Source organism: Candidatus Nitrosocosmicus sp. T (assembly GCF_054408485.1).
The window spans coordinates 1,393,544-1,406,729 of sequence record NZ_CP166992.1 but is presented as its reverse complement, the minus strand read 5'-3'; the positions used below and the strand labels follow the sequence as shown (position 1 = coordinate 1,406,729).

The 13,186-nt window shown below is 39.1% G+C and carries 5 protein-coding genes and 2 rRNA genes; 4 read left to right on the top strand and 3 right to left on the bottom strand.

The features are described 5' to 3' along the window. Window position 1 precedes the first annotated feature (1 nt). Window positions 2-2,722 (bottom strand): DNA-directed DNA polymerase I, encoded by a 2,721-nt coding sequence (locus AB0A59_RS07315; protein ID WP_458747418.1) that lies wholly within the window; start codon window positions 2,720-2,722, stop codon window positions 2-4. 1,171 nt (window positions 2,723-3,893) lie between these two features. Here AB0A59_RS07315 and AB0A59_RS07310 point away from each other — a divergent pair. The 4 genes from AB0A59_RS07310 (at window position 3,894) to AB0A59_RS07295 (ending at window position 10,643) form a co-directional block, all read left to right on the top strand. Further along, window positions 3,894-5,362: ribosomal RNA gene (locus tag AB0A59_RS07310) — 16S ribosomal RNA — on the top strand. Between the two features lie 816 nt (window positions 5,363-6,178). Continuing rightward, window positions 6,179-9,136: ribosomal RNA gene (locus tag AB0A59_RS07305) — 23S ribosomal RNA — on the top strand. The 16S and 23S rRNA genes sit together here, the layout of an rRNA operon. A gap of 314 nt (window positions 9,137-9,450) precedes the next feature. Then, on the top strand, window positions 9,451-10,278 hold the full coding sequence (locus tag AB0A59_RS07300; protein WP_458747417.1) for an alpha/beta fold hydrolase: 828 nt from the start codon (window positions 9,451-9,453) through the stop codon (window positions 10,276-10,278). A gap of 56 nt (window positions 10,279-10,334) precedes the next feature. Next, on the top strand, window positions 10,335-10,643 hold the full coding sequence (locus tag AB0A59_RS07295; protein WP_458747416.1) for an AbrB/MazE/SpoVT family DNA-binding domain-containing protein: 309 nt from the start codon (window positions 10,335-10,337) through the stop codon (window positions 10,641-10,643). A 7-nt stretch (window positions 10,644-10,650) separates the two neighbouring features. Here the strand turns inward: AB0A59_RS07295 and phaC are convergent, their stop codons facing one another. Continuing rightward, window positions 10,651-11,724: a class III poly(R)-hydroxyalkanoic acid synthase subunit PhaC gene (gene phaC / locus AB0A59_RS07290; RefSeq protein WP_458747415.1), complete on the bottom strand. Its 1,074-nt coding sequence runs from the start codon at window positions 11,722-11,724 to the stop codon at window positions 10,651-10,653. Further along, window positions 11,717-12,298 (bottom strand): hypothetical protein, encoded by a 582-nt coding sequence (locus AB0A59_RS07285; RefSeq protein ID WP_458747414.1) that lies wholly within the window; start codon window positions 12,296-12,298, stop codon window positions 11,717-11,719. The genes phaC and AB0A59_RS07285 overlap by 8 nt, the downstream gene beginning before the upstream one ends. Window positions 12,299-13,186: the final 888 nt, after the last annotated feature.

The following is a 13,186-nucleotide window of genomic DNA, read 5'->3' as shown; positions in this document are numbered from 1 at the left end:
TTCAAGTCCAAAATAACTCATCAAGGTTGGATTGCCTAGGTTTTCCAATTATAGATTTAAAATTCAAATTAAGCGATGACAGGATTTGATCAAAGGTAGATTCCATGGTGTCTAAATATTTCTCAGTATCTATATCCATTTTGTTAGCTAATTCGACAGGTTTTACCCCTTCAATAGTCCTTGTCTTAACATAGGAAATGATGTCTCCAGCTTTGAGTTGTCGACCCAATTCGACAAGCTGTTTTGCAGCCTTTATGTGCTGAGGGATACCCTTTGTACTTTCCATATTCTTATCTTTACCATCTAAAGATATGGCGTGATGATTTTTATTTTCTAAAAATTTGATCCCGTATTTCTCTGGAGATTTATTTATCATTACATTAAAACTTAAATCGGGTAGAGGGATATTTTTCTTTTCAAGATCTTCTGCAAGAGAATGTACTATTTTTTTTATCCTTGTTTTGGCATTTGCAAAGTCTTTTTCCGTATAGATATCCTTTAGTACGTTCAAAATACCGTAAAATGCGTTTCTAATGAATGGCGGTGTATGAGATTTTTTTCCAGTTAGTCCTTTGACATCAACAGTGCCATCTTCAAGTACACCCAAATAATTTTTCTTTAGATCACTAAATACAACATAACGGTAACGCTTATCTATCTCTAAATCAACCCCTAATTCAGATTTGGCCCAATTAGAAATCGTATTTAAACCATCAGGACTGGGGTCTTTTAAGAATAGCGAGTCTGTGTCACCGTATATTACCTCGATATTATTTTCGTCACATTTTTTGATTGTTCTAGTCGTAGTCGTTCTGCCAATGGCTGCAGTAGCCTCTGCAACAGGTAGGCAATAGAGTGGAAAAATCTCAGCTCCCATAACTCCGTATGTAGCATTTAAGATTACCTTGATGGCTTGACTTACAACTCCATAGAGTTGTTTATCATCTTTGCTTAAGCTCGTATCTTTAGAAAGATGTTTATAATAATTTACACGTAAATCACGCAGTGTTCCGATTAGAATTGATGTCATCCCCCTTTTCTTCCTGCATATCCAATGGGTAGTTCCTTCGATATGATTAAGTGAATCGTCTTTGCACTCCTTGTGAGGACAATTCACCGTTTCATATGATAAATTGTGTACCTTTATAATGCTAGGATACAAGCTTGCAAAATCAACTACTACCACATTAAAGTGAATGCCAAGCTGAGGTTCAACAACTAATCCACCACGATATTTTTTTTCCTTAATGATAGCAGTAGTTGATGATGATCCTTTCTGAAGTAACTCATCTCTTCTAGGTATAAGTATGTTCTGTTGTCGATGTTCAAAAAACATCAAAGAACGAATCCACTGATTCACCCCAAATCTTGTAATATCTTCGATAGACATTCTAGAGATTCTCGAAATAATTATTATTAGTTTCATAAGCAAGTTATCGTTAAATGCACTCAGTCTGTAAGTAAGATCGGCATCTTTAAGACAGTATTCTGCGAGTTTTTCTAACGAAAGATCGCTAATGCTGCCCTCAAATTCGATTTTTGTATCTTCTAATAGGGCTTCACATATGGCTCTCAAAGTGAATTCTGAATATTTATGACTAAAGGCATAATTTTGTACTGATTTATTTTGAAATGTCCTAAATAGGTCGATATGAATTCCCGACTTAAGTGTGACTGGATCGGCTTGAATACCTCTCTTCATAAATGATTCTCTTTTCACAAGAATTGGTACCTGGTCTTTATCAATTGGCTTTCCATCTGCAGGATCAATCGCTGGATCCTGAGATCTTGTATAAAGATAAGGCATATCGAAATCATCACCATTGTACGTTAATACAACAGGATACTCTTTTAAGATATCAAAAACTAACAAAAGCATCTCCTTTTCCGAGTTACATAATACGATGCTTGGATCTAAAGTTGTAAAGTCTATTTTCTCATCTCTTTTGAGTACATACACTTTTTTGAACCCATCAGAAGCAGACAGGCCAATGGCAGTTATTATTCGGTCATGATCCCTTGCCGTAGGCATCCTACCCTCCTCAGAATCCACTTCTATGTCTATAGCTACTCTCTTTATGTCAGGTATAGGTTGATTCAATAATCGTGACCATTTTAGTAAGAACTTGTCATATTCATTACTGTTGAAATTATTCTGGAATTTATTCGATGTAAAAAGGTTATCTAAATATTGGTCAACTTTTTTAGGTATTGCGAACTCATGAAATTTCAAGCTATTCCCGACTCTTTCATAAAAGGCACCGGGGATTAATCCCAAGTCATAGAGATAGCTTTCATGATATTTTATGTCTGCTTCCCAACAAGTAACTTTCTCTCTAAAACTATTATCCGTTCCACCAATCGACAGTGGGTCAGGAGCCAAAACTTTGAATATTTCTATTTCTTCGTCTACTATATCATCTAATTTTTTCACTTCTTGAATTTTGAATTTAGTTGGATCTTGATCTACTATACTCTTTGCTTCAGCTGAAAATTTTTTTTTAACAAAACAGTATGGCTGGTGTTTTTTTGAGTCAGCATTCTCAAAAAAGTACTCGCTCCAAAAATAGATTTGTGACTCAGAAGGATCATAAAATTTGAGGAAAACAGACTTTTTTTCCCCTACATAAAAGGAAGAAAGAAGTAAGGATGGTACATTCTCAGGAAGTTTCTTTGAATAATATTCATCTTTCTTATCTGATGCCAAATTTACTTGCTGCACTATTCTTTATCTTATGATACCTTTTAAAAATTAATTAGTTGAGTATCGGCCCAGCAAATCAAGTAAATTACTAGGAAATAATTGAAACTACCCGACTTTACATGAATGGTTTGGATGCTAGATACTTCTGATTAAAAGCGTATTTTCAGACTTGGCGAAAAGATTAATCTCATCTCCAATTAATTACAGATTACGAAAGCACTGTCTAATTTTATATTTTTAGAGTTAATCATACTTTGAATAATTTGTTAAATATTATATATTGGGTCTCAAATATCAAATTGTATGAATTAATACCATTTAAAATTTGAGAGGATTTTAAGGTAAAATGGTTTTGGTTTAAATAAAAGCGGAAAAAAACAATACAAAAGTTCTTTAAATTGATTGTACATTTATTTAGTATTCACTTTGAGTGGAATTCTGTCTCAAAATATTATCCAACCCTAAAGTTAATATTATCATTTAACGTTATAGTATTGAACGCGTCCAAGACAAAAGGCGGCGTCGGTAATGAAGTTGGCTAATGCCATAATGTGATTTACAGACCTCCAGATGCGCTCTTTACAATAATCATAGAATCGTGGGTATTTAGATACTAGACCGATCCTAAAAGGATTGGGTATTAGAATACGTCTAAATAGATTCATTCATAACATATTGGAGATTCGATCAAAAAATCAGTGCTGACCTGATAGATTGAATCTGACATGGGAATGATCAGATAGATGATATCGAATAATAGGTCATTATAATGCTATTATAATTGCATTAAAGATGATCCTATAGAACAAATCTAGTTAATTGTAATTTTTTATTTGTAACTAAAAAACAACATACAAATCTAGTTTTTCGATCGTACTCTTTCTCTTTATTGTTAATCTCTAAAAAATAGAGCTTTAATAATAAAGAAAGAACTCAATAAACGTCCTTTCAAATCTTATTACTTTTCCTTATTCCTTATTTTGTCTACAATCTAAAATCTAAATGAGATAAGAAGTAAGAAGTAAGAAGTAAGAAGAGAATTGGACGAATTATTATATAAACACATACAAGTAAACAGACAAACAAACTCGTAAAAAAAAGTTAGTTTGTTTGTTTATTTATATGAGAATCAACCGACGATTTATAATAAAGTAAATAATAATTCTACAGCCGTTATTTACTTTATTTGACTCCGGTTGATCCTGCCGGACCCGACTGCTATCAGAGTGGGACTAAGCCATGCGAGTCAACATAGCAATATGTGGCATACGGCTCAGTAACACGTAGTCAACATGCCCAGGGGACGTGGATAACCTCGGGAAACTGAGGATAAACCGCGATAGGTCATCACTTCTGGAATGGGTAATGACTTAAATCTATATGGCCCCTGGATTGGACTGCGGCCGATCAGGCTGTTGGTGAGGTAATGGCCCACCAAACCTGTAACCGGTACGGGCTCTGAGAGGAGGAGCCCGGAGATGGGCACTGAGACAAGGGCCCAGGCCCTATGGGGCGCAGCAGGCGCGAAACCTCTGCAATAGGCGAAAGCTTGACAGGGTTACTCTGAGTGATTTCCGTTAAGGAGATCTTTTGGCACCTCTAAAAATGGTGCAGAATAAGGGGTGGGCAAGTCTGGTGTCAGCCGCCGCGGTAATACCAGCACCCCGAGTGGTCGGGACGTTTATTGGGCCTAAAGCATCCGTAGCCGGTTCTACAAGTCTTCCGTTAAATCCACCTGCTTAACAGATGGGCTGCGGAAGATACTATAGAGCTAGGAGGCGGGAGAGGCAAGCGGTACTCGATGGGTAGGGGTAAAATCCGTTGATCCATTGAAGACCACCAGTGGCGAAGGCGGCTTGCCAGAACGCGCTCGACGGTGAGGGATGAAAGCTGGGGGAGCAAACCGGATTAGATACCCGGGTAGTCCCAGCTGTAAACGATGCAGACTCGGTGATGAGTTGGCTTATTGCTAACTCAGTGCCGCAGGGAAGCCGTTAAGTTTGCCGCCTGGGGAGTACGGTCGCAAGACTGAAACTTAAAGGAATTGGCGGGGGAGCACCACAAGGGGTGAAGCCTGCGGTTCAATTGGAGTCAACGCCGGAAATCTTACCGGGGGCGACAGCAGAGTGAAGGTCAAGCTGAAGACTTTACCAGACAAGCTGAGAGGAGGTGCATGGCCGTCGCCAGCTCGTGCCGTGAGGTGTCCTGTTAAGTCAGGTAACGAGCGAGATCCCTGCCTCTAGTTGCTACCATTATTCTCAGGAGTAGTGGAGCTAATTAGAGGGACCGCCGTCGCTGAGACGGAGGAAGGTGGGGGCTACGGCAGGTCAGTATGCCCCGAAACCCTCGGGCCACACGCGGGCTGCAATGGTAAGGACAATGAGTTTCGATTCCGAAAGGAGGAGGCAATCTCTAAACCTTACCACAGTTATGATTGAGGGCTGAAACTCGCCCTCATGAATATGGAATCCCTAGTAACCGCGTGTCACTATCGCGCGGTGAATACGTCCCTGCTCCTTGCACACACCGCCCGTCGCTTCATCGAAGTTGGTTCTTGGCGAGGTGGTGCCTAATTGGTACTATCGAACCTGGGGTCAGCAACGAGGGAGAAGTCGTAACAAGGTGGCCGTAGGGGAACCTGCGGCCGGATCACCTCCTTAGTTATTATATTGTAGTAGTGGTAGTGGGTTAGAATGGGCCTTGTGCTCTTTCTAATCTGCGAGACTTTACAATACTTATACTAATAAAATAAATAAATCCCTAATCTTAATCTTGGGAGTGGATGATAAAGATAAGGCAATCAATCAAATCAAAACTGATCAATCAATTCCTTCATTTTTCATACGGTTTGAAAAATTAGAATTGTATGTTGTAATTTTATGCAAAAAAATAATTATATTTACTAGCCCAAATTTTATAGGTGTAGTCTGTGTAAATATTATAATAGATATCACTAAAGTGAAGAATTATGATATCATCTATCTGATCATTCCAATTAAAAAAAATCAGCAAATGTAGTATCGGATGCAATTCTTTGTCTCATGTAAATGAGAAGGAGTAGAAGATAAAGAATGAAGTTGATGTAGTAAACGTGAGTTTACAATAATCATCATGTATAGGAAAACTCCATTAAATTATCAAAGTAAAATACATAGAATAGATAATACTAATTCAAAATTATTTATGATAATAATAATATTCTATTCGCGTAATAATGGAATAGTGAAATGTAGTAAAATATTATGTGTAACTGGTTTGTAGTGCAAACAGAGATTTAATGTATATGTATATAAAAAATATGCATATACTTTTACATCATACAAAATACGAAATACCAATACCAATACGAAATACATATACCAACCATTGAATTGAATTAGACTTTTCTACCACAAGTGGAACTAAGAACTAACTAGATCCAAAGGACAAAGAAAGAAAGGAAAAAACTCCAAAAATTAGTTTATAATAACTACTGGACTGGTGCAAAGACGCCGATTGGTGGATGACTCGGCTTGATAAGCGATGAAGGACGTGGCAAGCTGCGATAAGCCTGGGTTAGGTGCATGCGACCGACGACCCCGGGATTTCCGAATGAGGTCTCTCTATACACTCCCATGCTTTAGTTAGCTAGGGAGAGCAAACCGTCCGAAGTGAAGCATCTGAGTAGGACGAGGAAGAGAAATCAATTGAGATTCCGTTAGTAGCGGCGAGCGAAAGCGGAACAGCCCAAACTGAATCTGTTATGGTAACATGATAGAGATGTGGTGTTACGGATATGACGTATAGGATCCTGTAATCGAAGCTAAAGTGTACTGGAAAGTACCGGAATAGAGGGTGATACCCCCGTAGGCGAATGAGAGCAGGATTCTGTCATATTCAGAGTAACTGGCCTTGGCAGTGGCCAGTGAAGATGGGTGAAAGTAGCATCCAAGGCTAAATATTCATCAAGACCGATAGAATACTAGTACCGTGAGGGAAAGTTGAAAAGTACCCCGGAAGGGGGGTTAAAAGCGCCTGAAACCAATCGGTTACAGACGTGTATGGCTCGAAAGGATTTCTAGAGTCATACGTTCCGTCTAGAAACACGGGCCAGGGAGATTGCTGTCATGGCGAGCTTAACCTTTAACAGAGGGAAGGCGAAGGGAAACCGAATTTGCGCATTTTTTCATCTGAAAAAAGAGGCAATGGATCTGAAAGGGTCTTGAGTCATGGCAGTAAGGCTAGAAACCGGACGATCTAGTCCTGGATAAGACGAAGGTGAGCGAAAGCTCGCTGGAGGTCTGCAAGGGTCCTGACGTGCAAATCGGTCCCCTGATCTGGGATTAGGGGTCAAAAACCAATCTAGTCCGGTGATCGCTAGTTCCCACCGAAGTGGATCGCAGTCCTGCCTTAGCTGAGATTGCTTGTACTGTAGAGCACCGATCGGGCGGTAAGGGCTCGAAAGAGCTCGCCATCCATTCGAACTCCGAATGTGCAAGCGTCGTAGAAGCTAGGAGGCGGGTTTATGTGGGGTAAGCCTCATAACCGAGAGGGGGACAACCCAGACTAAAGTTAAGGTCCCCAAATGTCTACTAAGTGTCAAACCAAAGGGTGTTTTCGAGCAAAGACAGCAGGAAGGTAGGCTCAGAAGCAGCCATCCTTCAAAGAGTGCGTAACAGCTCACCTGCCGAGCTCGAAAGCCCCGAAAATGTTCGGGGCTCAAGTAGACTACCGATACTTTAGACCACCGACGATGTCGGTGCGTGGTAGGTGGGCGTAGTGTTTGGGTAGAAGCTGGGCTGTAAAGTCCAGTGGACCGAACTACTAGTGCAGATCCTGGTGGTAGTAACAGCATAGCCGGGTGAGAATCTCGGCGACCGCATGGGCAAGGGTTTCCCGGCAATGCGTCATCAGCCGGGAGTTAGCCGGTCCTAAAAACAACCTCAACAGAATTGTTTGAATGGGAAACTGGTTAATATTCCAGTGCCTTGAAAGTTCGTTATACCTCTTCTGTCGCTTCCGGATAGGGTAAGCAGAACCGTCGTTCTGTCTAAGTACTCTAGCTTTGAGGAGTGCCGTAATGGCGAGAATTAAAGCGAGATACCAATGGCCTTCCGCAAGGAGGGTTTGCTTGATTCCAGGAGACAATGAAAGCAGAAATAGGAAGATACTTTCAAGACCGTACCGAGATCCGACACTGGTGCCCTGGATGAGAAGTCTAAGGTCTATCGGGTATACCGTATGGCAAGGGAACTCGGCAAAATAGCTCCGTACCTATGGTATAAGGAGTGCCTGCAGTTTTTACGAGGAGTAGGGACTGCAGGTCGCAGTGACTAGGGGGTCCCGACTGTTTAATAAAAACACAGGTGGTCGCTAGTCCGAAAGGATGTGTATGGCCTCTGTATCCTGGCCAGTGGCGGTACCTAAAACCTGGGTTCAACTGGGCTAAGGGCCGCTAAACGCCGGGAGTAACTCTGACTCTCTTAAGGTAGCCAAATGCCTTGTCGGGTAAGTTCCGACGTGCATGAATGGAACAACGAGGGCCCCGCTGTCCCTGCCTACAACCCGGTGAAGCCACATAACGGGGACGAACAGTCCCCGAACCTCTGTCGGGGAGAGAAGACCCTGTGGAGCTTTACTGCAGCCTGTTGTTGCGATATGGTGTCAAATGCAGAGAGTAGCTGGGAGCCGTTATGGTCAGTTCTCCGGGACTGATCTAGGCAAAAGTGTAACACCAGCCATTTGTTACCGTATCGCTAACCTGTTTAACAGGGACATCGGCAGGTGGGCAGTTCGGCTGGGGCGGCACCCCCTTGAAAATGTATCGAGGGGGCCCAAAGATTGGCTCAGGCGGGACAGAACTCCGCCGGTGAGGGCAAAGCCAAAAGCCAGTCTGACTGGATTCCCAATGATACGGGATTCAGAGGCGAAAGCCGGGCTTAGCGATCCATCATGTCCTCACTATTGGGGGCTGGTGGTGACAGAAAAGTTACCCTAGGGATAACAGGCTCGTCGCGGGCGAGAGCTCCCATCGACCCCGCGGTTTGGTACCTCGATGTCGGCTCTTCCCATCCTGGTTCTGCAGCAGGAGCCAAGGGTGGGGCTGCTCGCCCATTAAAGGGGAACGTGAGCTGGGTTTAGACCGTCGTGAGACAGGTCGGTCTCTGCCTGACAGGGGCGTGGTTGTCTGAGGGGAAGTTGCCCCTAGTACGAGAGGAACAGGGCAGCGCAGCCTCTGGTTTATCAGTTGTCCGACAGGGCAAGCTGAGCAGCTAAGCTGTTTAGGATAACTCCTGAAAGCATCTAAGGAGGAAGCCTTTCCCGAGAAAAGACAACCTTCCGTAAGGAGGAGGGCGGCCATAGAAGATGGCGTTGATGGAATGGAGGTGTAATTATCAAGCCTTCGGGCGAGATATTCAGCCTGCCATCACCAATAGCCCAACGCACCTGATCTGTAATTAAAAATAAAATAAAATAAAATAATTACAACCGACAGAAAAAAAAGTAGGTTAAAAATAGATAGATAGATAGAAGGTATAAGGCATAAGGCATAAAACAACAACAGCAGCAAAGCACTACACGCACACAAAAATATGAACTACAACTTGCTATTTCATGCGTAAAGAATGGTCGTTAGTTAAAATTTCTAAAATTATATGGAAGATAATTTGATGGAGTCTTATCCTATATTATGCTAATAAAAATTAGCATTTCTTTTGAAAATTAAATATATTAAACATATCAATTATACACAATTATTCAACAAATTGAGTCTGGAATTTAATCAACACAAAAACATCAAACAAAGTATGGATTTTATTGAAATACTCGGTTACAAAGTCAGGTATGTAAAGTTAGATAATCCAGAATCAAAGAAAACCCTAGTCCTGTTACATGGTTTAGGAGCATCCGCAGAAAGATGGGCGGAATTATGGCCTTTATTTAAAAAATACAATGTAATAATTCCTGATCTCGTAGGCTTTGGGTATAGTGAAAAGCCTTTGGTAGAGTACACTATCGAATTCTTCGTTAAATTCCTAAAAGAATTCTTTGAAAAAATGAAAATTAGAAATCCCGTAGTGATGGGGTCTTCATTTGGCGGTCAATTAGCTTTGGAGTACAGCTTGTTATATAGGGATTTTTTTGAAAAAATCATCTTAATTTCTCCTGCAGGTACACTGGAAAAGCCAACATTTGTTCTGAGCCAGTATATATTCGCCGGTTTATATCCAACTATCGAAAATGTTCATAGAGCCTTCGAAATGATGGCTAATAATGAAGAATATGCTGTGGATGAAACTACCGTTAAAGATTATGTAAATAGAATGAGGCTTCCTAATGCAAAATATTCGCTCATCTCTACACTACTTGCGATGCGTAAAGAACAGACTTTACGAAATAGATTGGTTGAGATATCTATTCCCACATTGGTTATCTGGGGAAGAAATGACACAACTATCCCAGTAGAAAATATAGAATATTTTAAAGCGATGCCGATTGTTGAGACATTAATAATGGAAGGATGTGGTCATACTCCCTATGTTGAAAAGCCATTGGAATTTTATAAAATAATTGAAAAGTTTATAGACTCTTGATTTAAACTAATAAAATCTTTACAACATTAAAATATTGATGGGATATTTAATTTTCTATGAGTAATGAAAGTGAAAACAATGATAAGACCATTGACTTGAAAAAGACGATTGAGAAAACTACAGAATTTCAGCAGGATTTAGTTAGACAATTTTCGAATTTTCAATATAACGCATTTCAAAATATGTTTTCCTCGCTTCAAGGCTTTACCAATTACAATGCTATGTTCAAAACTAATGTTCAAAGCGGTGGTAGAATTTCAATCCCAGAAGCAGAACGACAAGCGCTTGGGATAGAAGAGGGTGACCTAGTACAAGTTATTATCATACCCCTTGCTCGCAAACAAAAGAATTCACATAAAAACTAAAATTGATTTAATGAATCTTTATCCAATTGCCTATCTTTGGCAACACCACATTTTGAGAATACCCACTTGCTATCAAACCCACATGTCCGGTTGAGAATCTCATCAAATTTGTATCTGTGCTAGATACCAGCTTATTTAATGATACGCTACACTCAGGAGAAACAAGATGATCTTGATCCGCCACTACATTCAATAGAGGCACTTTGATATTTGAGAGATTTATTCTGTTTTCACCCACAACCAGTTTATTTTTAGAGAAAAGGTTATTCTGATAAATATCTTTTATCCACTGTCTGAATGTTTCTCCAGCAATAGCAGGAGTATCATACAACCATTTTTCAACTCTCAAGAAATTTTGGACAAAACTTTCATCTTTAAGATTATCAAAAAGGTTAAGGTATTTGCTAACACCCTGTTTGAATGGTTTTAAAGAAGCATAGAGGCTGTACAATAGCTCATAAGGAAAATTTTCGTAATGGGATAAAATTTTATCGATGTCCATATTCTGAGACATGTTCTTTATTACTGTCTTATCCTTATCGGTATCTACCACCGGTGCTACGGTTATCAAGTTCTTAACATTTTTCTGATATAATGAGGTATAGATTAACGACATAGTGGCACCCATACAGTATCCCTGCAGGGATACCTTATCTATATTTTCAATACTTTTAACAAGTTCCACGCACTCGTAGATAAAGCGATTAACATAATCATCAATAGTTGTATATTTATCAAACTTGCCCGGTGATTTCCAGTCAATAAGGTAGACGTTGATACCTTGATCTAGTATATTTTTTATCCAACTTTTGTTAGGTTGCAAATCTAAGATATATGATTTGTTGATTAGGGCATATACTATAATCAAAGGATATTTGTATATACGCTCTTTATTCGACTTATAATGCAACAGTCTAAAAAGATTGGTCTCCTTGATGATCTCATACTCTGTTTGCCCTGTTTCGATTTTTTCAATATTTGATAATAACCTTTTCATCTCTGTTAATTTTTTAAAGTTTTCTGGCTCATTTATAAAATTCACATATTCATTCAAATAGTGGTCTAGAATTGTTTTATTCATTTTTATTCTCTTTCATCCTGTTTCTGATCTCTGACGTCGTCTTCTTTATTTCATATAGATCTTTGAACAATAAATCTTTTTCTTCTTTACTGAGTGACTGCCTGTTCAAGAAAGGAACAGAGGAGTCAAGAAATTTTTGATAACTCTTGTTTAGATCAATAACAATATTAATTAAATTGTTATAATTGATTGAAAAATCAGTTGACTCGAACATATTGGAGAAAACATCTTCAAAAGAATTGATTATTAGCTTACGAGTTTCTTGCGAATCTTTACCCGGCATTCCGGCAGAAACCTTATCTAGAGCTAGAAAATATGAGTTAATCATTTGTGTCAGATATTTATTAAGAAATATTTGATAATTAATCAAAACGTTTCCATATTCTCGCATATTATTAATATTTATTTGAGGATCATTTATCATCGAAATAAAAGGACCGACTGTTGAAATTCTATTTAATTCGGTTAACTGCTTGAAGAAGTTTTCAAATAAATTGACGAATTTTTCATTAACGAATGGTAGTTTAGCCGTATCATATTCCGTGTTCTTTTGGTCCTTTTCTTCATATTGCAATTATTTTATTCACCTCATTTTTGTAAACATAATTTTCGTAATTAATAAGATTTGCTTTAAAGTTGATATCTTTTTTAAGTCTACAGCGGTTATTAACCTTGTTCTAAAAACCCTCTTATAAAACAACTCACAGTTTTAAGGTTAAGATACTTGGACCCGAATGCCTGATAATACTAACCTAGGGGTTTTGGTCTGAAAAGTGTTTCAATCAAGTAAAAAAACTGAATAAACATCTGATTTGGAGAAAGTCATATTGCAGTTTGAATGATAAAAGATGGTGCTGTTCTATCTACTTTTTCAGTCATGTATTTTGACTAGCCTGTTTTCGCTCGATCTTCAAACCAAGGCATTATGTTGATATCATGCCATTTAAAATGCGATTTATCAGATAGAATACTAATATCCAATCAACCTATAGACTCGATGTACAAAGTCCTATTAATAGTGTTGATTAGGGCTCTAGGCTATATGATGTCACTAAAGGTGTCAAGTAGGATATTTCGTCTATCGAATGTATGATTTTTAAGACACAAAATACTCTTTGAAGGTTGGTGATGTCCTAGGCGCATACCAAGATACCGAACTTAATCGCTAAAAGCGCTTTCTAAACTCGTCAAATATTCTTCAAGAGCACAAACTAGGATTCCTACCCATGTTATCTACCGAAGTCTATAAAAGGTCTATGCAATAACTAAAAAATTTGACATTAATATAGTGGGGTACTCAAAAGATGGCTAATCTACCTAGTGGCTAGGTGTCATCGCGTTAATGGATGGATGAATGGATGAATGGATTCTCATCTTTAACCAGTCATAGTGTTAGATAATGTCATTTTTCCACTCTGGTTTACCTGTAGTGTATTTGTCGGCTGAAACAAGAATCATCCTT